Source organism: Christiangramia qingdaonensis (assembly GCF_048381525.1).
In the GTDB taxonomy this organism is placed as follows: Bacteria; Bacteroidota; Bacteroidia; order Flavobacteriales; family Flavobacteriaceae; genus Christiangramia.
This window is the reverse complement of record NZ_JBLWIM010000018.1, coordinates 170,282-194,138: the sequence shown is the minus strand read 5'-3', so window position 1 is coordinate 194,138 and position 23,857 is coordinate 170,282. Positions and strand designations below refer to the sequence as shown.

General features: G+C 35.2%; 18 protein-coding genes. 6 read left to right on the top strand and 12 right to left on the bottom strand.

Annotation, left to right across the window (positions count from 1 at the left end; translation table 11 throughout):
- Positions 1 to 2: 2 nt before the first annotated feature.
- The 8 genes from ACNI3T_RS14690 to ACNI3T_RS14655 all read right to left on the bottom strand — a co-directional run bounded on the left by ACNI3T_RS14690 (position 3) and on the right by ACNI3T_RS14655 (position 7,517).
- Entirely contained in the window at positions 3 to 134 is a 132-nt protein-coding gene (locus ACNI3T_RS14690; RefSeq protein WP_418228466.1) for a hypothetical protein, read from the bottom strand.
- A gap of 708 nt (positions 135 to 842) precedes the next feature.
- Complete coding sequence (locus ACNI3T_RS14685; RefSeq protein WP_026914955.1) at positions 843 to 1,370, bottom strand: hypothetical protein; 528 nt, start codon at positions 1,368 to 1,370, stop codon at positions 843 to 845.
- A gap of 282 nt (positions 1,371 to 1,652) precedes the next feature.
- Positions 1,653 to 2,153, bottom strand: a complete 501-nt coding sequence (locus ACNI3T_RS14680; RefSeq protein ID WP_418228465.1) for a cyclic-phosphate processing receiver domain-containing protein — start codon at positions 2,151 to 2,153, stop codon at positions 1,653 to 1,655.
- A gap of 454 nt (positions 2,154 to 2,607) precedes the next feature.
- Positions 2,608 to 3,015 (bottom strand): hypothetical protein, encoded by a 408-nt coding sequence (locus ACNI3T_RS14675; protein WP_418228464.1) that lies wholly within the window; start codon positions 3,013 to 3,015, stop codon positions 2,608 to 2,610.
- The gene (locus tag ACNI3T_RS14670; RefSeq protein WP_026914951.1) at positions 2,987 to 3,427 is read right to left on the bottom strand and encodes a GreA/GreB family elongation factor; all 441 of its coding nucleotides are present in this window, start codon (positions 3,425 to 3,427) and stop codon (positions 2,987 to 2,989) included. Before ACNI3T_RS14670 ends, ACNI3T_RS14675 begins: the two co-directional genes overlap by 29 nt.
- A gap of 27 nt (positions 3,428 to 3,454) precedes the next feature.
- On the bottom strand, positions 3,455 to 4,735 hold the full coding sequence (locus tag ACNI3T_RS14665; RefSeq protein ID WP_418228463.1) for a Glu/Leu/Phe/Val family dehydrogenase: 1,281 nt from the start codon (positions 4,733 to 4,735) through the stop codon (positions 3,455 to 3,457).
- Positions 4,736 to 5,093: 358 nt separating this feature from the next.
- Positions 5,094 to 6,416, bottom strand: coding sequence for a sigma-54-dependent transcriptional regulator (locus tag ACNI3T_RS14660; RefSeq protein WP_418228462.1), 1,323 nt, complete (start codon positions 6,414 to 6,416; stop codon positions 5,094 to 5,096).
- Between the two features lie 3 nt (positions 6,417 to 6,419).
- The gene (locus tag ACNI3T_RS14655) at positions 6,420 to 7,517 is read right to left on the bottom strand and encodes a sensor histidine kinase (protein ID WP_418228461.1); all 1,098 of its coding nucleotides are present in this window, start codon (positions 7,515 to 7,517) and stop codon (positions 6,420 to 6,422) included.
- Positions 7,518 to 7,986: 469 nt separating this feature from the next.
- On the opposite strand from ACNI3T_RS14655, the gene ACNI3T_RS14650 reads away from it, so the two are divergent.
- Genes ACNI3T_RS14650 through ACNI3T_RS14625 form a run of 6 tightly spaced genes read left to right on the top strand, consistent with a single transcriptional unit; the run spans position 7,987 to position 14,823 of the window.
- Positions 7,987 to 8,901: a dihydrodipicolinate synthase family protein gene (locus ACNI3T_RS14650; RefSeq protein ID WP_026914947.1), complete on the top strand. Its 915-nt coding sequence runs from the start codon at positions 7,987 to 7,989 to the stop codon at positions 8,899 to 8,901.
- A gap of 15 nt (positions 8,902 to 8,916) precedes the next feature.
- Positions 8,917 to 10,422, top strand: coding sequence for an aldehyde dehydrogenase (NADP(+)) (locus ACNI3T_RS14645; protein ID WP_418228460.1), 1,506 nt, complete (start codon positions 8,917 to 8,919; stop codon positions 10,420 to 10,422).
- A 20-nt stretch (positions 10,423 to 10,442) separates the two neighbouring features.
- The gene (locus ACNI3T_RS14640) at positions 10,443 to 11,450 is read left to right on the top strand and encodes a 4-hydroxyproline epimerase (protein WP_108171970.1); all 1,008 of its coding nucleotides are present in this window, start codon (positions 10,443 to 10,445) and stop codon (positions 11,448 to 11,450) included.
- A 16-nt stretch (positions 11,451 to 11,466) separates the two neighbouring features.
- Positions 11,467 to 12,714, top strand: coding sequence for an NAD(P)/FAD-dependent oxidoreductase (locus ACNI3T_RS14635; RefSeq protein ID WP_418228459.1), 1,248 nt, complete (start codon positions 11,467 to 11,469; stop codon positions 12,712 to 12,714).
- 9 nt (positions 12,715 to 12,723) lie between these two features.
- Positions 12,724 to 13,938: a M24 family metallopeptidase gene (locus ACNI3T_RS14630; protein WP_035695774.1), complete on the top strand. Its 1,215-nt coding sequence runs from the start codon at positions 12,724 to 12,726 to the stop codon at positions 13,936 to 13,938.
- 9 nt (positions 13,939 to 13,947) lie between these two features.
- Positions 13,948 to 14,823 carry an AraC family transcriptional regulator gene (locus ACNI3T_RS14625; RefSeq protein ID WP_418228458.1) on the top strand — a complete coding sequence of 292 codons (876 nt, stop codon included), beginning with the start codon at positions 13,948 to 13,950 and terminating at the stop codon, positions 14,821 to 14,823.
- A gap of 444 nt (positions 14,824 to 15,267) precedes the next feature.
- Here the strand turns inward: ACNI3T_RS14625 and ACNI3T_RS14620 are convergent, their stop codons facing one another.
- From ACNI3T_RS14620 to ACNI3T_RS14605, 4 genes are all read right to left on the bottom strand, one after another.
- Positions 15,268 to 15,486, bottom strand: a complete 219-nt coding sequence (locus ACNI3T_RS14620; RefSeq protein ID WP_108171967.1) for a hypothetical protein — start codon at positions 15,484 to 15,486, stop codon at positions 15,268 to 15,270.
- 118 nt (positions 15,487 to 15,604) lie between these two features.
- Entirely contained in the window at positions 15,605 to 18,730 is a 3,126-nt protein-coding gene (gene lacZ, locus ACNI3T_RS14615) for a beta-galactosidase, LacZ type (protein WP_418228457.1), read from the bottom strand.
- Positions 18,731 to 18,749: 19 nt separating this feature from the next.
- Entirely contained in the window at positions 18,750 to 21,731 is a 2,982-nt protein-coding gene (locus ACNI3T_RS14610) for an aminotransferase class III-fold pyridoxal phosphate-dependent enzyme (protein WP_418228456.1), read from the bottom strand.
- Positions 21,728 to 23,737: an MGH1-like glycoside hydrolase domain-containing protein gene (locus ACNI3T_RS14605; protein ID WP_418228455.1), complete on the bottom strand. Its 2,010-nt coding sequence runs from the start codon at positions 23,735 to 23,737 to the stop codon at positions 21,728 to 21,730. The genes ACNI3T_RS14610 and ACNI3T_RS14605 overlap by 4 nt, the downstream gene beginning before the upstream one ends.
- Positions 23,738 to 23,857: the final 120 nt, after the last annotated feature.

Genomic DNA, 23,857 nt, shown 5'->3' with positions numbered 1-23,857 from the left:
ATTTAATCTCCTTTTCTATGTTTATGCGGTTTAAGAGAAGATGTATTACCCGGGGTCTTTTTATTATCACGTTGACGCCTGTCCGGTTTACCGGTTGATTTAGCAGTCCTTTTTGGACCTGGCTTAATTCCCATAAGATTATTTTTTTGTTAAATAAAGATTGCAAAGCATAAAATTAAAGGAAAATTTCAATGCTTCTATAAAAGATTTGCATGACTTCTCAACATTTTCTTAGAATTATTAACTAAAATTGATTCCAAAGTTGTTAGCAATATTAGATTGATAGATTTCACAGCAATTACATAGCAGATCACCAGACTGTAGGAATTTGTAGAGTTCTTCCCTATTGCGAACAATAATATGAAATGAGTTTTGGCAAGTTTTACAATCATTAATTTCATAAACTGCATAGAATTTTGCATTTCTGAACTCATTAAACGAATAGGTGTTTTTATACCTATTCAGAAATTCTTCTTCTGAATAAATAAAACCTTCAATCGTACTAACGGTTTTAATTGCAAAATACATGTCAACCATCTTTTGAGTTTCTAAATTGAGACTGGGACCGATATAAACTTCTTTCTGTTTCTTGATTTTACTTTAAAATGATAATATGTTTTTACAATATTGTGATTTTAATGGAATACTATAAAGCAATAAAGAGGCATTAAAGCAATACTATATTATTGTAATATAGGTTTATAGTTTTATTTCAATATGGCGTTTGATAATGTTTTTAAATGACTCAAATTAATTGATTTCGCTTCGCTCAATAGGTTTTCCCTATCGTTTTTTAAGCAAAAGCATGATTGGCTAGGAAAGCCTTTCTATAATCTATAGCATCATTTTTCAAATGTAGTTGGGTGAAAGATATGCTTGATGATAGATACATTCTTATTTGTATATCCATGTTTTCTATAATGGTTAAGGTAACTATCATCTTTATAAGAAGATTTGTAAGGGGCACTGAAAATATTAAATCTATGTTGAACCCAGAAGGTATCATAGCCTCTCTCACTTAATTCCTCCAGTTTGGCGTATGAAAGTCGCTTATTTCGGCTGTCAAGTTCAATTGCAATTTTTCTACCGTTAGGATTAATAATTATAAAATCTACAATACCGTATTTCTTCTTGTATTTATTTTTCAGGCTCTCTGAGAAGTCAAAATCTTCCTCACATTTCAATCCTAATTCAAGCCTTTCACACGTTTCTTTTATAGATAATTCAATAGCGCGGGTACATCTTTTTTTCAGGGTAGGGTATTCATCTTTATCAATTTTTTCGGGATCAGCCTTTTCAATATCGTCCATTATCTGGATCATTATTTCAAAGGAAGTTAATGTTGGTGTTTGTGGATTCAGGTAATTCATAATATTCAGTTTTAAATTAGTTAGACTTCAATCCTTTCTTTTTTCGTGCATAACTAAAAAGCCTGTTAAATCCTGATAAAGACGTATATAAAACGCAGTGGCTTTATGCCGTCTTCAGGATTTTACAGGCTAGTTTTGCTAAAGAAAAAAGAGGTGAAGTCTACTATAAACTGGACTACTATAAATTTACCAATTGCTAAAAATATAATTATTCATCAAAGATTTATTCAAAATAATAAACAGATAGATATAGAATTTGAATCATGTCTTCTAATTTAAAATCTATGATAACGGATAACTTTGTTTCAGGAATCTCTTGATTTTTGCCTTTTCATCAGGATCTGTACTCTGAGAACTCCAGGTTGGAGGTTTTAAACCTTGATCCTTGCAGTAAGTTACTAGCCACCTAGCACAGGCTAAGCCATTGTTTACCGAATCACCAAGGTCGGTATCAAAACATATAGCGTCGGGTAATCCATTTTTTAGTATCCAGTTTTTGAACTCAAATTTATTTTTCACCCAGACTGCATCAACGTTACGCCCGATGGGGCTATAGGATAACCAGTCCATTCTCTTATCCAATGGGTTTAGGCGATCGTCTAACCATAAAAGAGTCTTAGGTTTAGTTTTATTAATAAATAATTTTTTTTTCTGCTTTTCTGGTTTTACGAAGGTTCTGATTCTTGTTCTTTGAAAAAGATTATAGATTTCAGAAAATAAACCATTAAAATTGGCACAAATAAATAGAGATCTTATTAGGATTCTTTTGCTAAACACACTCATTAAAAATATCGTTTAATAGCTATCCTGCTTACACCGATTTGTTACTATACTTATATTTATTTCTTATTTAAGTTCTAATAAAATGATTTTGGGGTAAAAATTTGGGAAGTCACTTGTTAGTAGATATTATTATTTTTCTTCTTTTATTTTTTCAAGCTTGTTGAATCGGATTAATAATATTATTAATAATGTGAAAATTGATCCTATAAATAAAATTGTAAGTTTATTTTCATTCCAAATAGTTAGATAAAAATCTCGGTGGAGATAAAGTGATCTACAAATAACTACCATTAAGACTAACCCTAAACTTTTAAAAGCATTATTCTCCATAATATTTCTTTAAAAAGCAGATAGCTCGAAATGTGCTTGAAAATTTAACCCCTTTGAAAATCAGTGAGAAGTATTTATTTCGAACCATCTGGATAAACTAATACAAACTTTTTATCACGTATTTTTAAATTGTATTTCTTAAATATTCAAATGCTGAAAGTTTGATACGTCGAACTTTATTTAAATGGTTTTCAATTTTTAAACGCAATAGTACATGTTCGTTTAAAAATGCGTGGTCGCATTGAATATCTTCGCATTCCTTTTTTTCTTCCAATTTGGGTTGGAATGTTTTACAAGCTTGTTTAATTATACCACTAGATACTTTTAAGTCTTTGAATTGATTTAAAAGATGATTAGCATCTGTTTTAGAAGCTTTTGTTTCTTTAACTATCAAAGAATTAAGAATTTCTAGATAAAAATTAATTTCTTGCGCAATAAAATCTAATTCAGATTTCCACTGATTAATTTCATTTTGAAGTCTTATCACTTCTATTTCTTCTTCATTATGATGTTCCTGAATGCTGTTTACCATAATTCACTTTCATTAATTCCGGTTCAATTTGTTTTACTTTTTTAATATGTATATGGCTTTCTCCTAGTGGGAATGTCCATGTGATATTATCGCCTTGTGCATAACCAAATAGTGCCAACCCCATTGGAGCCAGGACAGATATTTTATCTTTTCTGATGTCTCCTTTTTCGGGCGTAACAATTTGGTATGTTCTCTCAACTGCGAAAGGTGTTTCTATAGTTACCAGGGAATTTAGACGAATCACATCTATAGGCATTTTGGCATTAGAAATAATCCTCGCATCTTTTAATTCCTCACTTAATTTATATATTGAAGCCTTATAGGAATTATCCTTATAATATTTGGCAAGGGACATGATTTGTTTTAGAAATTCATATTCTTTCTTATCAACAATTAATTCTCCGTATTTCATTTTAGTTTTTCTTTAATTCAACATTATCTATGGAAATATTCCTCTTTGTTTATAAGCGGTTTCTACCCTAGATATGGCCAGAATAAAAGCAGCTGTTCTCCAATCAACATTGCGTTTATTTACTTCTGAATGAATCTTATGGAAATTCTCGGTAAGTTTTTTCTCAATTTTCGCCATCACTTCTTCTAATTGCCACAACTCCCCATTTCTATTCTGTAACCATTCAAAATAACTTCCAATTACTCCGCCTGAATTGCAGAAAATGTCTGGTATAATGGTTACACCTTTCTCTATCAAGATTTGTTCTCCTTCCTTATCAGTAGGTCCATTAGCGCCTTCAGCCAGAATAGAAGCTTTTATTTTAAAAGCATTTTCAGCAGTGATTTGGTTTCCTAATGCTGCAGGAATTACAATATCACAGTCCAATCCAAAAAACTCATTAGATTCGATTTCATCTGCACCTTGAAACCCTTTTATTGATCCTTTCCTTGGTTCACAATGTTGCGCTAGAGCTTGTGTATCTATTCCACCTTCATTATAAAGTGTAGCGTGTGCATCCTGCACAGCGATTAATTTAGCACCATCTTTGGTCAAAAAATGAGAAGCCCAATACCCAACATTACCAAATCCCTGGACTATAAATTTCTTATTACTTAAATCCTTTTCTTCTGCTGCCAGCAATAATTTTATAGATAGATAAACCCCAAATCCGGTAGCACGGTCTCTACCTTCTAATCCCCCTGCACCAACAGGCTTTCCCGTTACCACATGTTGATTATGCGATCGCTCTGAAGATGATATGGTTGACATATAAGTATCTACGATCCATGCCATGGTTTGTGGATTGGTATTAACATCTGGAGCCGGAATATCATGCTCTGGGCCAATATTTTCACCTAATGCATAAGTGAAACGCCTAGTGATCCTTTCTAATTCCGAATCTGAATAATTTCGAGGATCTATTTTGATGCCCCCTTTAGCACCTCCAAAAGGAAGACCAGCCAATGATGTTTTCCAGGTCATCCACATCGCAAGTGCCTTGGCGGCATCAATATCCACGGTATCGTGGTAACGTAAACCTCCTTTGTAGGGCCCTAATGCGTTGTTATGCTGCACTCGGTAACCTGTAAAAACTTCAACTTTTCCATTATCCATTTTTACTGGAAAATGCACGATAATTTCATTGTTAGTAATACCCAAAATCTTTCTAATGTTGGGATTCAAATCTATCATATCGGCCGTTTTATTGAACTGATGCATCACGGTCTCGTACATAGATTGTTTAATGGCTTTTTTAGTGTTTATCATTATATATTATTGAAAGTGTTCACAAAATAATTTCCTGTTATCTTTCCAGGTGCAGGTTCTGCGATGGTCGCAATTAAAGCACAGCCCTTTAAGCATATCCTGGGGTAATCCTTTTAAGTGCTTTTTATGTGGAATGTTGGCCTTTATTTTTCCGTTAGTCAAATTCATTCTATCATAGATTTATATTTTCTCATATACAGAAAGTCAAATGCTATGCTCAGAATAAATAAACAATAAAGCCTTAGTTGTAATAACCAGGTAGTAAGGGTGTTACGCGTGTATTATATTTGGAATCGAATTTTATAAGCGGGGAGAAACGCCCCGGTGGGGGAGAAAAGTACCGTTTGGAGTATGGTCTTTATTTAAGTTTTTTTCGGAGAGTTTTCCTGTCAATTTGAAGAATTTCTGCAGCTTTTGTTTTGTTGTTATCTACGCTAGCCATGATTTTTAAAATATGCTCTTTTTCAACCTGCTGCAATGATTTTGAATTAGATTCGAAGTTTGGGGTAGGATACTTGAGATAATCAGGAAGCTGTTTTATATCTATACTTTTTTCACTCATTATAAGCGCCCTTTGAATAACATTTTCTAGTTCTCTTACATTTCCTGGCCAATTATGACGTTCAAGTATTTCCATTGCTTTTTCTGTAATTTCAGTCCCAGGTTTGGCATATTCTGTAGCGTATTTTTTTAGGAAATTTTTTGCAAGCAAAGGAATATCTATTTTATGATCTCTTAATGGAGGCGTTTCAATTTGCATTACATTCATGCGGTAATAGAGATCTTCCCTAAAAGTACCCTTTTTTATCATTTGCTTAAGATCGCTGTTAGTAGCGGCAATAACTCTGACTTCAATCTTCTGTGCTTTTTGCTCACCAATACGTCGTACTTCTTTTTCCTGAAGCACCCTTAATAATCTGGTTTGTACCGAAAGGGGAGCGGTACCAATTTCATCTAGAAAGATAGTGCCACCAGCAGCGGCCTGAAAAAATCCTTGTCGGTTATCATTAGCTCCTGTAAAGGCCCCTTTTTTATATCCGAAAAGTTCAGATTCTAATAGTTCTTCCGGAATAGCTCCACAATTAACCGCGATAAATGGATTAGCGGCAAATGAACCCTTATAATGTATAGCTCGAGCCACCAATTCTTTTCCCGTTCCACTTTCCCCCTGTATAAGTACAGTAGCACGGTTATTTTTCACTCGTTCTATAAGATCAATTAATTGTTCAATTTTTTTAGATTGTCCTACAATCCCAGCATATATATGGGGTTTATTAATAGGCAAAGGATTCTTTTCAGAACTTAGCGATCTCTTAGGAAGTGAATTTTCAACAGCCTTTAGAAGTTCTTCTTTAGTAAATGGCTTTACTAAATAATCAAGTGCGCCAGATTTAATCGAATTCAAAGCACCGTCTATAGAAGGATAACCCGTTATTACCAATTTAGGTACCTTGGGAAAATGTTCTTCTACATATTTAATAAGTTCCATGCCACCAATTCCTGGCATTTGTAAATCTGTAATGAGAAGATCTACTGCGTTAAATTTTAAAATATCTATAGCTTCAACTACAGATGCTGCCTGGTATGAGTGAAAATTCTGCTCATGAAGTTGGCGCTGCACTAATTCTAGCATATCATAATCATCATCTACAATGAGAATATTCGCTTTTTTTAGTGCCATAAGTTATAGCTTTAAGGGTAGTTTTATTTGAAACACCGTCCCATTAGGTTTATTGTCAAAAGTAATGATTTCCCCTCGATGACTTTTAATTATTCCGTGAACTACACTCAAGCCAAGTCCAGAACCTTCGCCTACAGGTTTAGTGCTAAAAAAAGGTTGGAATATTTTCGATTTTAAGTTTTCCGGGATTCCTGGCCCTTCATCCTTTATTTCTAAAATAAAATGATCGGAATAACTTGAAACTTCTATATTTATTATGCTGCCTACGGGTGAAACATAGATTGCATTGATCAAAATATTGAATAAAACCTGAGTTAGTTGGATAGTATCTATTTGTGCTTCTAGAACCGGGTTGTCAATTTTGAAGTTATAGGAGATTCTTGCTTTCTCTAAATTAGGAGTTAATAATTTTAAAGCCTGATCTATGATCGGTTTTATTTGAATTACTTCTTTATGTTGAGGCATCTCGCAAGCGAAAAACATCAGTTTTTTTACAATATCTCTGGAATATATCGCTGCTTTTATAATTTTTTCAGAGTCCTTCTGAGTTTGATTTTCTTTTGAATTGGATTCTATCAATTCGGCAAAACCAAGAATATTTCCCAATGGAGTATTGAGTTCATGAGCTATTCCGGCAGTAATTTCGCCTAATATTGATAGACGGTCATTTCGTTCCGCACTTCTTTTTAATAGTTCTTCCTTTTTTACATTTTCTCGACGCTCAAAGAATTCACTTATCTCGATTGCAATCTTATTTAAAAGTTTCTGTTCTTCTTCTAAAAAATGGGCATTGCTTAATTTATCGGTGTTATAATAAACTTTTATAAAGCCTTTTCTCTCATTGAAGAGTAGAATATTACTTTGTTGAAAAACTGAATTTACTGGAATGGTAGAAGTGAATATATTATAGTCTTCAAATTCTAATTGAACAATGGCATATTCTGGAAATAACCACGCCCTTTTTGTGATGCTGCAAATTTCTTCTAGGGTTTCCGAGACTGAATCAGAATGTTTACGGATCGCAGAAGATACCTCGTAAAGACAGGAAAGTTCTTTAACCCGCTCTTTCAGTTTTTTGGAGATGGAGATTTCATTTGGCATGCAATAATGTTTATAATGTTAAAGGTCTGGAATTTATATCATCTTTCCATTTTCAGATTTACCCAAAACTACCACTTCCTTTGATACTTTATATTCTTCAATTGCGAGTATTAGTTGGCCTAAGATCAGACGCCGAAACTGAAATTTCATTTTCTTTTGGATCAATTTGTGTTTTTTAATCGGCCAAACACTGGCATTTAAGAGTAAACTTTAGTATTAATGGCTGTATTATAATTTTGGATTCCAGCCTAATCCAACAAACATCAGTATTGTCACTTGTTTCTTGCGGTTTAATGTATCTATCGAAATGATCTCGAATTTAAACTTTAGAACTAAAAGAAGATGGCGAAGAATAACAAAGTATTTTGTCCAAACAACTATCAGCATTATAGTACCATTATATAAGTATTTTTAAGAGATAAATGCCGCTAATTGCTTGAATATTTGCATATAATCTTAAAAATGAATTATGGAAATTACATGGAAAGGGGTCATGCCCGCTGTTACCACCAAATTTACGGCAGATGATAATCTAGACTTGGATATGTTCAAAAAGAACATTCACGCCCAGCTGAATGCAGGGGTAAATGGAATTATCCTCGGTGGAACCTTAGGCGAGGCAAGTACACTACTGGCTGAAGAAAAACGGGAGTTAACCAGATTTACAAAAGAAATTGTTGGCGATCGCATTCCTGTAATTATGAATATTGCTGAACAATCTACAAAAGGAGCCATCCAGGCTGCAGAAACTGCTGAACAAGACGGAGCTTCAGGCCTAATGATGCTTCCCCCAATGCGCTATTTAGCAGATGATAGGGAAACTGTAGAATATTACAAGGAAACTGCTAAGAGTACCTCTCTTCCAATTATGGTTTACAATAATCCTGTAGATTATAAAATCGAGGTTAGTCTTGATATGTTCGAAGAACTACTCAAACAAGACAATATTCAGGCTGTAAAAGAATCTACACGAGATACTTCGAATATCAGCAGGATAATTAATCGATTTGGAGATAGGCTTAAGATTTTAAGTGGGGTAGATACTATAGCCTTGGAAAGTTTAGTGATGGGAGCTGATGGTTGGGTGGCTGGATTGGTATGTGCCTTTCCAAAAGAAACGGTCGCTATTTATAATCTCGTTAAAGCTGGTAGGATTGAAGAAGCATTAAAAATATATCGTTGGTTTCTGCCAGTTTTAGAGCTGGATATCAATGCAAAATTGGTTCAGAATATTAAGATGGCTGAAGTAGCCACGGGAATTGGAACCGAGAACGTGCGAGCACCGCGTTTATCTTTAAATGGTAAAGAGCGTGAAAACGTTCAGAATATCATAGATACAGCCATGGCATCTCGGCCAAATGTTGAAGAATATTTATCTGTTTAATAGAAATTATAAGATATGTTAACAGGAAAAAATTATGTGGGCTATGAGCTCTCTGCGGAAAACACTTCCGTATTTGAATCAATTAATCCGGCAACTGAAGAAAAAAATGAAAAATTTCATATTGCTACAAATCAAGAGGTAAATCAGGCGGTTAAAAAAGCCCAAATTTCTTTCTTAGAATATTCAGCTAAAACTGTAGAAGAAAGAGCCGGATTTTTGGAAGCAATTGGTCACGAGATTTTAGAATTAGGTGATGAATTGATTATAACTTATTGCCGGGAAACTGGTTTACCCGAAGCAAGGGCAAAAGGAGAAATGGGCAGGACTATAGGACAATTAAACGCATTTGCTTCTTATATTAAAAATGAGAATTGGAAAAACAGTTTTGAAGATAAGGCAGATCCTAAAAGAATTCCAATGCCAAAACCAGCCTTGCTTCTTACTAGCATTCCAATTGGCCCAATAGCGGTTTTTGGTGCCAGCAATTTCCCACTGGCTTTTTCCACAGCTGGAGGTGATACTGCCAGTGCATTAGCAGCGGGTTGTCCGGTAGTGGTGAAGGGGCATCCTTCGCACCCGGCTACTGGAGAACTGGTAGCTTCAGCAATTATCCGAGCTGCGAAGAAAACTGGAATGCCAGATGGTGTTTTTTCACATTTAAATAGCAATAACATAGAAGTAGGGACATTTTTGGTAAAGCATCCCAAAATTAAAGGGGTTGGTTTTACCGGAAGTTTGAAAGCGGGACGTGCCTTGTATGATCTTGCTGCAAAAAGGGAAGAGCCAATCCCGGTATTTGCTGAAATGGGTAGTGTAAACCCTGTAATAGTTAGTGCAGCAGCGATGGAGAAAAGAGGTAAGGAGATTGCACAGCAACTTGCCGGCTCTTTTAATCTTGGAGCAGGTCAATTTTGTACGAGTCCGGGGATAATTTTTACTGTGGAAAATGATAAGCTAGCCGATTTTGAGAAAGAACTGGTGTCGGCCAATTCCCAGATCGATGAGCAATGTATGTTAAACCAAGGAATTAAACAGGCTTTTATCAAGGTAAAGAATGATTTTATATCTAATTCTAATATTACTGTATTAAGCGAAGCTGGAGATAAGGATGGAAATATGGTAGCAGGAATTATCGTAAAAATAAATGCTAAAAATTTCTTTGAAAACAATAGACTGCAGGAAGAGGTATTTGGCCCGTTCACCATGTTGGTTACATGTGATAATCTGGAAGAATTAAATAAAGCGGTAGAAAGTTTACAGGGGCAACTTACAGCCAGTCTGATCGCTGAGGAAGAAGAATTTAGTGATCTTAAAAAGACGGTACAGTTAATTCAGCATAAAGCAGGTAGGATAATTTTCAATAGTATGCCCACTGGAGTTGAAGTTTCACCGGCAATGACACATGGTGGGCCTTATCCTGCCTCTACCGATAGCAGGTTTACTTCCGTAGGAATTTCAGCGATCAATAGATGGCTGAGACCAATAAGTTTTCAGGACTTTCCAGAAGCATTACTTCCTTAGTTCATTAAATAAGTATTTAGATGATCTATCAAAGTTTTGAATGTATAGATGCCCACACCTGTGGAAATCCTGTACGTCTTATAAAATCAGGTATTCCTCTTTTAGAAGGATCAAATATGAGTGAGAAACGCCAGCATTTTATAAAGGAATATGACTGGATTCGAAAAGGTTTGATGTTCGAACCACGCGGTCATGATATGATGAGTGGTAGTATGATTTATCCGCCTCATGATTCTGATAACGATTTTGCCATTCTTTTTATCGAGACTAGCGGCTGTCTTCCCATGTGTGGGCATGGCACCATTGGAACCATTACTATTGCCATAGAAGAAGGGCTCATTAGCCCAAAGGTTCCTGGTAAAATCAGGATGGAAGCACCCGCCGGTCTGGTAGAGATTGATTATCAGCAAACAGGGAATAAAGTAGATTGGGTAAAATTAACGAATGTAAAAAGTTATTTAGCTTTTAAAGATCTAACGATTAATTGCCCCGGATTGGGCGAATTAAAGTTTGACGTCGCCTATGGAGGGAATTACTATGCAATAGTAGATCCCCAAAAGAACTATCACGGACTTCAGAACTATTCCGCTTCTGAAATAGTGCGTTACAGTCAATATCTGAGACAGAAAATCAACGAGAAATATCCAGATCATTTTATTCATCCTGAGAATGACACCATACGAAATGTAAGTCACCTGTTATGGACGGGAAATGTTATAGACTCTAAATCCCATGGTAGAAACGCGGTATTTTACGGGGATAAAGCTATAGATCGCTCTCCCTGCGGAACCGGAACTTCAGCAAGAATGGCGCAATTATATATGCGTGGTAAATTAAAAGCCGGAGAAGACTTTATTCATGAAAGTTTTATAGGTTCAAAATTTACAGGAAAGATTGAGAAGGAAACAAGCATAGGGAATCATCCCGCAATTATCCCGAGCATAAAGGGTTGGGCAAAGGTCTTCGGACGTAATACTATTACGATTGACGAAAAAGATCCATATGCTTTCGGATTTCAGGTAATCTAAGAAATAAGTATTAATCATGAATAAACAATGCCTAATTATTGGAGGAGGTATAATCGGCCTAAATATCGCTTATTATCTGTATAAGGAGGGCCACGAGGTGACGATTATAGATCGCAATGACTTTTCTTCGGGGGCCAGTTTCATAAATGCCGGCTATATAACCCCTAGCCATTTTATTCCGCTTAGTTCTCCTGGGATAATCACCAAAGGTTTAAAATGGATGCTGAATAAAAACAGTCCTTTTTATGTAAAACCCAGATCGGATATGGATTTTATAAAATGGGCCTGGTCTTTTAAAAGGTCTGCGACTCAGAAAAGAGTAGATCAATCCATTCCTGCAATTTTGAAAATTAATCTTATGAGCAGGGATTTATATCAGGCAATGAAAGAATCTTCAGATTTTGATTTCGAATTTAATCAAAAGGGGCTTTTAATGTGTTATAAACTGGCTGAAACAGGCGATGAGGAATGGGAAGTAGCTGAAATAGCCTTAAAGCGGGGATTAAAGGTGAAGCACCTAAATAAAGAAGAACTTAAATTGTTGGAGCCGAATGTAGATTTTAATGTAAACGGAGCTTATTTTTATGACTCAGATGCGCATATGACTCCTAATGATTTTATGAGGGATATGAAAGCTTTTCTAAAAAAGCAAGGGGTGAATTTTATATTGAATGAGGAAGTGGTGGATTTCAAAATAAATAGTGGTAGAATTAATACTGTAAAAACTGGTCTTAGAGAAATTCCGGCCGATGAGGTAATTATTGCCGCGGGAACCTGGACTTCGAAACTTGCAAAAAAGTTAAAGATTCCACTTTCACTAGAAGCCGGAAAAGGATATAGTTTTAATGTAGAGAAATCCACTGGAATCAGTATTCCCACTATTTTGATAGAGGCTAGGGTAGCAGTAACCCCTATGAACGGTTTCACAAGATTTGCCGGCACTATGGAACTTTCGGGACTTAATGAAAGAATTTCAAAAAATCGTGTAGAAACTATCGCAAATGCTGCGGAAGGATATTATAAAGGTTTAAAAATTGATGAAGAGGATATAAGCAATGCTAAATCTGGATTGAGACCATGTTCTCCAGATGGTTTACCCTATATTGGTAGGAGCAAGGCTGTTAAAAACCTGATTTTTGCTACCGGACACGCCATGATGGGCTGGAGTTTGGGGCCAGCCACAGGCAAATTGGTTTCGGAAATCATTTCAGAGAAAAAATTATCAATGGATATCAATCCTTTTAGCCCAGATCGAAAAATTTAAAATATCAATATGTTGAAAAACGGAATTGGCGGAAGTACAATAGAAAAGGAACTTAATAAGTTAAAACCTATACCTGGCGCGCCAAATCCTGTTGCGCAGGATGGCTTCAACGAACGGCTACAGAAACTTTGCAAACTGATGCAAAAAGAATCAGTAGACATGATTTATATTAATGCCGGGCCAAATCTTTATTATTTTACAGGAACCAGGTGGTCTCCTTCTGAACGTCTGGTTGGCGCCCTGCTTCTTCCAGATGAAACCCTGATATATATAGTTCCAGATTTTGAGATCGGAACTATTAAAGATTTTATGGGAGTACAAGGTGAAATTTTAGCCTGGGAAGAACATGAAAATGTGTTCGAGGTAATTTCCGAAAAGATTGCTATAAAAAATGAATTTAGGTTGGGTATAGACGACACAACTGCTTTCAGGATAAGTGATGGTTTTACCCGGCATATTCAGAATGCCAGACAGTTTTCGGCAGAACAACTATTCATGGAATGCCGAATGTATAAATCTAAAGCTGAAATCAAGAATATCCAATATGCCATGAATATAACCATGGAGGTGCAAAAAGCTGCCGCCCGTATTTTGAGAATTGGCATTTCTACGGCAGAAGTAGTGGATTTTATAGATAAAGCACATAAAAAAATGGGAGCTAAAAATGGCTCTTACTTTTGCATTGTTCTTTTTGGAAAAGATACCAGTTTTCCACACGGAGTAAAGAATCCCAAGGATCTGGAAATGGACGATATTGTTCTAGTGGATACCGGTTGTGAATTTAACGGCTATATTTCAGATATTACACGCACCTATTTTTTTGGGAAACCGAATGACAAACAGCGAAAGATCTGGCAGGTAGAGAGAGATGCACAATTTGCAGCTTTTTCAGCGATACAGGAAAATAGTGCCTGTGGAATAATAGATGATCAAACCAGGAAATTTTTAGAGAAAAACAATTTAGGGCCGCAATACCAATTGCCGGGACTTCCGCATAGAGTTGGGCATGGGATTGGTATAGAGATCCATGAGCATCCGTATATTGTAAAAGATAATTCTATTAAGCTCAAAGAAAGTATGTGTTTTAGTATAGAGCCAATGATTTGTGTTGAAAATGAATTTGGCGTTCGTCTTGAAGACCATGTTTATATTGATGAAAATGGCCCGGTTTGGTTCACCGAGCCAGCCAAAAGTATAGAAGATCCTTTTGGTTATAATGATTGATATTCGGGTATGAAGCCTATTTATTTCAAAATACCAAAAACTGAGAATAAAGCGATCCGTGTCCAGGAAGAAGCCGGAAAGTATTTTTATGGTAAACTGCATTACCACCCGGAATATCAGATTACACTTATTGAAAAGGGAACCGGTTTATTTTATGGAGGAACGAATGTTGTCAAGTTTGAAGAAGGAGATTTATATTTTATAGGTCAGGATGTACCACATTTAATAAAGAGTTCAGCAAAATATTATGAATCCGATTCCCCTGGAATAAAAGGTCTTTCAATTTTCTTTAGTTATAATAGCTTTGGAGAATCTTTTTTTGAAGTCCCTGAATTGAGGAAAATACGAAACCTATTGCTAAATGCAAAAAGAGTAATAAAGCTACGTCGAAATTCTGAATTTAATCTGGAACAAATGATGCTCGATATGCGCTCAGCAACAAATGAGGGAAGAGTGATTCAATTGTTGAAAATATTGAGTCAGTTTAATGATGAAAATTACGAATTCTTAAATGCTACTGGCCTATCACCAACCTTGAATGAAAAAGGATATGATCGTCTCAATAAAGTGATCAATTATACCTTTTCAAACTATGCAACGAATATTTTGGTTGAAAATGTAGCCGAAAAGGCAAATCTGAGTAAATCCCAGTTTAGCCGATATTTTAAGGAAAGGACCGGGAAAACGTATGTTCAGTTTCTAAATGAGGTACGAATTGAAAATGCCTGTGTTTTACTGATAAAGGAAGATTTGAACATTGAACAAATTGGTTACGATGTAGGATTTCAGAATTTATCTAATTTTAACCGGCAGTTTAAAAAAGTTAAAAACAGCACCCCTTCGCAATTTCGTACACAGTTTCAAAATGAGAGAACTATTTTATAATAGATAAATTGGTTATCAGCGGGTTGTTTTTAGGCTCTTAACCTGAGTTTTTCCTTCAAAGGAATTTAATAGTAACCTAGATAGTTTTTCTTACAAAAAAACGTTGTAATCCAATCGTCTGTGAATTATTTATGGTGGTAATAATGCATTTAATTAGTCAATTATATCTAAAGCTAAAGAGCATTCGCCTTTGTTTCTTTAATTTTTTTTCTCAGCTACTTCTTATAATTTATATGGATAATTATATATCCTTAATGTATGTCAAAGTAATAGAAGAATAGATCCTATTTCTCCAATAAGCGTTTATTAAATTCTTATAAAAGCCCGTAAACACTATGTTTCCGGGCTTTTTAATTTATCATCCTATCTATTAAAATCAATAGAAAGGAGTTAAATTCTTAGCTGCTTTGAAAAATAAAAACGGTATAGAAGTATTATAAAGTTCTATTTTGGATGCTTGAGATCTGGGATTTCAATCATTTTTCCATTCTTGAATCTCCCTAGAATTAACACATCTTTTATTTTTTTATATTCTTCAATGGCCAGCTGGAGTTGCTCTTTGGTGTCTCTTCTAATCTTGACGCCATTTTTTTTATTTTTATTTCGAACCTCAATGTAATATCCGTCCCTTAAATCTTTCGGTTTTGTCGATGGTCGGCCCATAATTAATTTTTGTTTTAAATATCGCAAGGCTAATTCCTATTAAAGTTTAAAAAGAATAATATAATTCTAAACATCAATAAAATTGTAGCCCATCAAATATGCGTAATGAGTATTTTTATTATTTCAGGTTTGGTTGAATAATAAAACTATATGAATAGGGATTCGGCTTAATAGTATACTCCGGATGAACTAGTCTCCCCCAGGAAGTATCACCTCCCACACCCATTTGCAAATAATCTATATTCCATTGTAAAGTTTCCCCCAATTTTATATCAGCTCCATGTTTTTTAGTTACAGGTACTAGTCCGGAAGCAGATGCGGCTTTTTCATTTTCTTCTAAATCAATTTCTGCCATTTTAAATGGCCATATACTTGAATTTAATAAAGAGTTCGTCGCATATACTGAAAGAGAAAGGTTCTCAGATTCCAGCCTTATCCATCTAACATCGGTTTTGTTTCCGGTTTCCTGAGGTCTTAGGTACCTATGAAATTGATCTTCAATTCTACCTGAATAAATACCGGTTTGTTGACCCGTTTTGCGATCCCAATAAGATTCTTCTGGTCCTTTTCCATACCAACTTAGGTCTTTAAAATCGTTTGGTAAAATCATATACATTCCAATTCTTGGAATATTTGGTAGCTCTTTTTTGAGCGGTTCAAATTTATAGTTGATTTTAAGATCACCATCTGAATTTACTTCGTAAGCTACATTTACCTTCGCAATATTTTCAGGAAGCGCATAAGCCACCTCAAAAGCAACTCTTTTATCGTTAAGCACTGGTTGTTTAATTAGTTTTGAAGTGTAATTATACGTAGCCGTTTTCCATATTTTAGCCCATTTATCCATTCCGTTTCCTAGGTCATTATCTGTTGGGGCACGCCAAAAATTTAATTGTATGGGCTCATTGGTAATCAATTGATTATTATATTTCCATTCCTTGATTTCCCCGGAAACTTTATCCAAATTCAGTTGGAAATTTTTTCCTTTAATTATAAAGTTGTCTGATTGGGAAATAATATTTACTCCATCGTTGTTTACAAGTTTGAAACCTGATCCTTTAAATGCTGATATTACAAATTCCTCAAAAGCCAATAGGTGATTTGCCGGTAATAGTTCTTCGTCTGAACTTGTTTTTAGGAATACCTGTAATATAAGTTCAATTTTTGAAGAGGTTTTATCGAATTTTAATTGAAAATCCTGCTTTGTTCTAGGCTTAAGGTTATTTATAGAAATCTTTCCTGAATCTATACTTTTTCCATTTTCAAGAAGTTTCCATGTAATTTTTTCATCATTTAATGTTTTAAAGAAATTTTTATTAAAAACCTTTATTGTAGTAGAAGCTTTATCAAATTTAAATTCAACCGGCTGGTAAACCTTTTTTACTTCAGATAAATGAGGGTGTGGATTACGATAAGGATCAACTAAACCGTTATTTAAAAAATTTCCATCTGTAGGTAAATCGGGATGATAATCATAACCGTACGCCAAATAAGGTTTACCTTCAGGATATTTATATTCCAGGGCTTGATCTACCCAATCCCAGATAAATCCTCCCTGTAGAACTTCATAATTCTCAATGAGGTCCCAGTAATCCTGTAAATTCCCTACAGAATTTCCCATCGCATGGGCATATTCTATCATTATTGCCGGTTTTTGAGGATTGTTTTTAGCGTAGTCTTCCAAATGCTCCGGTGAAGGATACATTGGGCAGTAGATGTCAGTATAATCCGCTGTTTTTGCTGGTTCATATTGAACAGGTCTGGAATCGTGATCTTTCAACCATTTATAGGTTGTCTCAAATACCTTTCCGTGGCCAGCCTCGTTGCCCAATGACCAGATGATAATAGAAGGATGGTTCCTATCTCTGTAGAACATTCTTTTTGTCCTCTCCAAATGTGCTGGGATCCAATTTTCCTCGTTTCCTATTTGTGTTTTTTCATCAATCGCCAGCGGATGACTTTCTATATTGGCTTCATCTAATACATAGAGTCCGTATTTATCGGTAAGATCATACCAATAAGGATCGTTGGGGTAGTGGCTGCTCCGTACAGCATTAATGTTATTTTGTTTCATCAAGCGAATATCCTTTTCCATACTTTCACGGCTTACCACATGCCCGGTGAAGGGATCGGTTTCGTGACGGTCCACGCCTTTAATGTAAATAGCCTTTCCGTTTACCAATAATTGGTTTTCTTTTATTTCCACGGATCGAAATCCAATCTTTTTTAATATAAAGGAAGGAGAAACATTTTTGTTTGGTTGCAATCTAATTTCCAATGTATATAGGTTTGGAATTTCAGCCGACCATTTTTCTATATTTTCAATTTCTTCTGAAAAAATTCTCTCTACAGAATCATTTTTTCTAACAAGGATTTCTTCCGAAGCTGAATAAACAATTTCTCCTTTTGGATCTTTGAGTTTTATCCAAAGTTTTGCTTTTTGGTTTTTTTTCGAAGAATTTTTGATGAAAAAGCTGCCCTCAAAAGCACCATCCTCAAAATTGTTTGCCAGATTTGCTTTAATTCCAAAATCCTGAACATGGACTTTAGGAGTATTATAAAGGTAAACTTCCCGTTCTATGCCGCTCATCCTAAGCATATCCTGACTTTCCAAATAACTGGCGTCACTCCACCGAACCATTTGCAAGGCAAGCAGGTTTCTGCCATTTTTCACAAAATGGGTGACATCAAATTCTGCAGGGGTTTTTGAACCTTCAGAATACCCCACGAATTCACCATTCAAATACACTTCAATGGCTTTTGCAGCGGCAAAATGTAGGGTAACTCTATTGTTTTCAATAAAATCTTCTGAAATTTCAATGGTTTTTCGATAAGTGCCAACGGGATTATATTCGTAAGGAATATCTGGCCAGGTTTCATCAAAGGGATATCGTTCGTCCAGGTAAATAGGATGTCCGTAACCCTGAGTTTCCCAATTCCCCGGTACCTTTATCTTACCCCATCCTTCTGAATTAACTTCAGGATTATAATAATTTTCAGGACGGTCATTTAAGGATTTTACCCACTTAAAATCCCATTCACCGTTCAGAGAAATAAATCTATTAGAAAGTTCCTTTTCATTTTTTTTGGCTAAATCTTCGGTTTCGAAGGCGAAAAAGTCGGCTCTTGGATCAAGTTTGTTAATTTGAAAAACTGTATGATCTTCGTATGGTTTTTTACCCTGAGCGAATAGGTTTGTTCCTATTAATAATATGGATAAAAAGAAATATAATTGATTTTTCATTAATGGAGGTATATTAAATTTAAGAAGCATTTAAATTACTTGTTTGAAGTACGATACTAAGATGATGGAGAAAGTAGTCTATCTGATCTCGGTTTATTATTATAGGAGGTTTCAATTTCAGTACATTATTATCTGGTCCATCTGTGCTCATTAATACTCCTCTTTCCTTCATTCTGTTGACCAGTGAGTCGGCAGCATGGGGTAGGGGATTCTTTTTCTTGTCATTAAGTTCAAAGCCAAGAAATAATCCTTTACCCCTAACATCACCGATAATTGGGAATTGTTTTTGAAGTACTTTCAGTTGTGCTTTCAGATAACTTCCCATTTCGCTTGCATTTTGCTGTAGGTTCTCGTTTTCAATTACCTCAAGTACTTTTTTTCCTATTGCACATGAAACGGGATTCCCTCCAAACGTGTTAAAATATTCCATTCCATTGGCAAATGCATTAGCGATTTCCGCGGTACAAACCACGGCTGCTAGGGGATGGCCGTTGCCCAATGGCTTTCCTATGGTTACAATATCGGGTACTACGTTATGTTCTTGAAAACCCCAAAAATGTGTGCCTATTCTTCCGCAACCTACCTGTACTTCATCTGCAATACATACACCTCCAGCATCACGGGTATATTTATAAGCCAATTTTAGATAACCTTTGGGTAACTCTATCTGCCCTCCACAGCTAATGATACTTTCACAAATAAATGCTGCGGGTTTTCTATTTTTTTCATGGATGTTTTCAATAGCTTCTTTAATATGGGCAGCATATTGCGAACCAGTATGCTCCCCACGGTATTTTCCTCTGAATAAATCAGGTAATGGAACTATTTGGGTATGTTCAGGTGCGCCTTTTCCTCCTTTGCCATCAAATTTATATGAGCTAATATCTATACAGGCATTAGTATTTCCATGATACCCGACTTCTACAGCAATAAAATCTTTTTGGGCAGTATAAGATTTTGCCATTCTAATGGCCAGTTCATTGGCTTCACTCCCTGAATTTACAAAATGAACTACCGAGAGTTCTTTAGGAAAAGTTTCTAAAAGCTTTTTCGCAAAAGTGACAATATTCTCATGAAGATAACGGGAATTAGTATTGAGCATTTCCATTTGCTTTTTTCCCGCTTTTACAATTTCTGGATGCTCGTGCCCTACATGAGCCACATTATTAACCATATCCAAATATTTGCGCCCCTTATCATCTATAAGATAGGCTCCATCTCCTCTAACAATCTTTAAGGGTTCTTCATAACTTAGACTAAGACTTTTGCCTAAATATGCTTTTCGTTCTGAGAAAAGGGCTTCGTTATCTAATCCTGGGTCCTGGATTTTATGCTGTTTAAATAAAAATATAGGATCAGGAAAAATTTGATTAAATACTCTTTTTTCCCGGTCTAAACAATGTGTAATCGGATGTACTTCGTTAGGATGATGAAGACTTAGCTGAAGTATAAATGCCTCTTTCTCTTTGGATTTATGCTTTCCGATAATATCTCCCTTCTCAATTTCCCCATGAATAACTAAGGAAGGTTCAAACATAAGATTCCGGTAAATGGTATAAAATTTACCATTCTTACCAAAGGAATGTTCTATTATGCAAATTTTCCTGGTTTCATTCAGCTCTACAATTTTCCCAGGAATTAATGCACAAACGTTGAATTTTCTAAAGTACCAAAATTGCACCCCTAGTAATAGATTAGACCAAAAGTCACCCCTTAAAGTTTTAATTCGATTTTCCTCTCTTATCAATTCAGGCCGAACCTCATTATAACCTCCATAAATTATATTCTCAGCATTTTCTTTCCAGTGCTCCTTAAGTCTTTTAACTATTTTTCTTTTATCCTTTGCATCTTGGAGACTGCTAATTGAATCTGTTGAAATATCTATATTCAAGTACTTAAATGAAGTGCTTCTTTTATTCTCAAAAAGATCTGAAAGCTCCAAATTCGTTGAATTACAGAATTTTTGAAATCGTAAATATTTTTTACTTGTCCTATAGCCACATGCGTCTTTAAATAGTTCACCTGCCAGATAGGGTTTTATATGGTACCAATTTTCAATTAATTCCCAGGCAGCTGCAGTACTTACCTGGTGATATTTGTTTTCAGGTTCAGATTTAGCGTTAATTTCAGATTTAGTAAGGCTAATGACCAATCTTGCACCTACCAGCCAGTAAAGCAATTCTAACTCATTTTCTTTTAAGGGGAAGGAAGCGTGATAGCCTTTTATTACTTCTAAAGCGGCTTCAAGCAGCTGCTCTTTTTGCATTATGGCATATGTCACACAAATTGCCAGATCATTAATAGTCGCAGTATAAGTAGCGTCTCCAAAATCTATAAAACCAATTACCTTTTCGTTGTTGGGTTGGATTATAATATTGTTATCATTAATATCATTATGTACTATACTTTTGCGACAATTGGCTAATTGAGATTCTATAGATTTAAAGCCCTTGTAAAAGTGATCTATATAATTTTTCTTTTGTGATTTAAAAAGGTTTTGATGCGGTTTAGTCCAGGAAGTTTGTGAAACATCCCAGTCGAATTTTCTCTTTATTGGAAATGGATCTTCAAAATTATTTAAAAGGCCTGTAAGATAACCGGCTTTTTTTCCAAGGTCCTTCAAGAGTCCCGGGGTATGTACTTTAGCATCACTCCAAAGTTCACCGGGAAGCCAGGTTAATAACCTTACATAATAATTGTTTCCTTCGATTTTCAGTTCATTTATTTGTTTACCATCGATGCCTAGAATTATTTCGGGTAACAAAAGGGTAGGATCACCACCTTCTAAATGATTGAGAATATTATTCTGAAAATTCAGGAATTCGATTGCACATTTTTCTTTTGAAGCTATTTTGAGAATATAATCCCTAGAATCTGTCTTAATTAAAAAATTAAGGTCTAATTCCCCTGGAAGTGATTTCACAGCTCCAGTTTTATTATAAAGCTTTCTTGCAATTTCGTTGATGGTATCCTGGTCAAAGTCCAGCTTCAGATTACTCATAATTGTTCATTTAAAAGTAGAAGTAAATAATGTGCCGCAGACCAGCTAAAATTGTATGCCTCAAGGCCTTTGCCGGATATTGGATTATAGTTTTCGCGAATAGCCTTTCCTTTTTGGGTTACCCCTTCAGCATTGTGTATTAATTTTCTGGTCAATTCATTCGCTTCACTCTCATAGCCATATTTTTTTAATCCTTTTATTCCGAAATACGATTGATCTATCCAGGTTGGCCCGCGCCAATATCCTCCATCCGGCTTGAATTTTTCTGAACTGGCATCCAAGGTTTGTAAAGGAACGGATGTATTGAATTGTGTGCTATCCATCATTATTTTCAAAAGATTATTGGCTTTAGATTTAGAAGCAATGCCTGCCCAAAGTGGAATCCATCCTTCGCTACCCTTTATTTTAATAAATGAATTACCATCCAAGGACGTATCATAGTACCAGCCATCCTCCTCGTTATAGAATTGGTGGTTAATTTGTTCTCTTAAGATATCCGCCTGATTTTCAAAAAGGTCTTCATCCTTTTTAATTTTCAGGATTTTCGCCAGTTTCTTTAAATAAAGCTTTTCCGCATACAAGAAAGAGTTTAGGTCCACACTTTCCTGATCCATAGAGAAGGCATTTTTGGAGTTTGGCAATAGTTTGGTATCGTCAAATCGCACTGCATTGTCCATACCACTCTCCCATTTTGCTGCGATTAAAGTTCCATCTGTAGATCCATATTCGCAAATTCCATCTTTATCATGATCACGATACAGGTACCACCATTCATGTTGTTTTTTAATTTTTGGGTAAATTTTTTTAATGAAATCTCTATCGCCATCCTGTTTGAAAATGGTCCAAGCGGCCCAGGCAGAAAGTGGAGGTTTAGTGTTACGGTAATTGTTTTCTTCAATTACATTATCACGGTATACACAATCTGGTATAAAACCGTTTTCGGTTTGGTAATCATACATTGCCAGCACTTGAGATTTGGCTAGATCTGGATCGTAATAGGCTACCGCCACTGCATGCTTCCAGCTATCCCAAGCCCAAAAGCCATAAAACCATTTATAATGATAACTAGGAAAAAATCCATCATATTTTAATCCGCCAGAGGCTGCTCGCCAATTGTTTTGAAGGGTAAGCAAGGATTTTTGTGCTAATTGGTAATAAGTAGAATCCTTCCATTGATCTTGCATTAGGTTTTGGATGGATCCTATTAAGGCAAGCTTTTCTTGTTGGATTTTTTTGTGTTCCTGGTAAAAATTGCCTTGGATAGTATTTATTAAGTCAAGTTCATTTTTATCAAATTCAGTCGCAAATGTGAAAGAATAAATGAATTCGTGGGTTGCTCCCGAGGCAACTTCAATTGGATTTAGATCGGCAGAGTAAGATGTGTCAGAAATAACAATAGAAGACAGCTTAACTTCTGTGGGTAGGTTAAGCAATCCGTAAAAATTATTGGTTTTACTTTTTACTTTAATTAGCTTTTTTTCTTGTTCTAGACTAAAACCGGCTTCAAATATCTTCCCTTCTATAACGGGCTGGATAGAAATTAGTTTATCATCAAAATTTTTAATTTGAAATTTAAATACAGCAGTTTTTGCTGAAGCAAAAAACATCGAATGTGATATCTGCCAGTTTTTAGTTTCTTTCTTAAAATTTAATCCAGAAAGTCTTCCTTCGTATGAGTTTCTAATTAAAGTTTTCTGGTTGGCTTCCATTAAACTTTTTATACGAATATTAACTAATGAAGGACTTAACCAAGTACCATTATTTTGTGACATGATAAAAGGACCTGAAAAGCCATCTTGATAAATAGCACTAGGTGTAGAAAATCCAAACCACGAACCTTTATCTGAGAAGATGAGAAAAGATTTATCTTCTGGAGAATCTGGGGTTCCTCTGTAGTCTAATAAGTTATAAATTTCTTTTTTAGCCGAACGATTATGGTTTTTTTGAGCAACCATAAAAAAAGTGCTAATAAAGAGGTAAAAGCATAGCAATAGATATCTATTCATTTTTATAAAAGCTTTAATCTGAAAAACTCAGAAAAGGTTACTTAAATAGAAATGAATTAAATGGAAATAAAATCTTGTTTTGAAAAATGAGAATGTGTGGACGCATGCAAATTACAAAAA

Coding starts and splice junctions, on each gene's coding strand:
- ACNI3T_RS14650 (WP_026914947.1), top strand. CDS start 7,987: ATGGAAATTACATGGAAAGGGGTCATGCCCGCTGTTACCACCAAATTT.
- ACNI3T_RS14635 (WP_418228459.1), top strand. CDS start 11,467: ATGAATAAACAATGCCTAATTATTGGAGGAGGTATAATCGGCCTAAAT.
- ACNI3T_RS14670 (WP_026914951.1), bottom strand. CDS start 3,427: ATGAAATACGGAGAATTAATTGTTGATAAGAAAGAATATGAATTTCTA.
- ACNI3T_RS14620 (WP_108171967.1), bottom strand. CDS start 15,486: ATGGGCCGACCATCGACAAAACCGAAAGATTTAAGGGACGGATATTAC.
- ACNI3T_RS14685 (WP_026914955.1), bottom strand. CDS start 1,370: ATGAATTACCTGAATCCACAAACACCAACATTAACTTCCTTTGAAATA.
- ACNI3T_RS14660 (WP_418228462.1), bottom strand. CDS start 6,416: ATGGCACTAAAAAAAGCGAATATTCTCATTGTAGATGATGATTATGAT.
- ACNI3T_RS14665 (WP_418228463.1), bottom strand. CDS start 4,735: ATGATAAACACTAAAAAAGCCATTAAACAATCTATGTACGAGACCGTG.
- ACNI3T_RS14655 (WP_418228461.1), bottom strand. CDS start 7,517: ATGCCAAATGAAATCTCCATCTCCAAAAAACTGAAAGAGCGGGTTAAA.
- ACNI3T_RS14680 (WP_418228465.1), bottom strand. CDS start 2,153: ATGAGTGTGTTTAGCAAAAGAATCCTAATAAGATCTCTATTTATTTGT.
- ACNI3T_RS14610 (WP_418228456.1), bottom strand. CDS start 21,731: ATGAGTAATCTGAAGCTGGACTTTGACCAGGATACCATCAACGAAATT.
- ACNI3T_RS14625 (WP_418228458.1), top strand. CDS start 13,948: ATGAAGCCTATTTATTTCAAAATACCAAAAACTGAGAATAAAGCGATC.
- ACNI3T_RS14605 (WP_418228455.1), bottom strand. CDS start 23,737: ATGAATAGATATCTATTGCTATGCTTTTACCTCTTTATTAGCACTTTT.
- lacZ (WP_418228457.1), bottom strand. CDS start 18,730: ATGAAAAATCAATTATATTTCTTTTTATCCATATTATTAATAGGAACA.
- ACNI3T_RS14675 (WP_418228464.1), bottom strand. CDS start 3,015: ATGGTAAACAGCATTCAGGAACATCATAATGAAGAAGAAATAGAAGTG.
- ACNI3T_RS14645 (WP_418228460.1), top strand. CDS start 8,917: ATGTTAACAGGAAAAAATTATGTGGGCTATGAGCTCTCTGCGGAAAAC.
- ACNI3T_RS14640 (WP_108171970.1), top strand. CDS start 10,443: ATGATCTATCAAAGTTTTGAATGTATAGATGCCCACACCTGTGGAAAT.
- ACNI3T_RS14690 (WP_418228466.1), bottom strand. CDS start 134: ATGGGAATTAAGCCAGGTCCAAAAAGGACTGCTAAATCAACCGGTAAA.
- ACNI3T_RS14630 (WP_035695774.1), top strand. CDS start 12,724: ATGTTGAAAAACGGAATTGGCGGAAGTACAATAGAAAAGGAACTTAAT.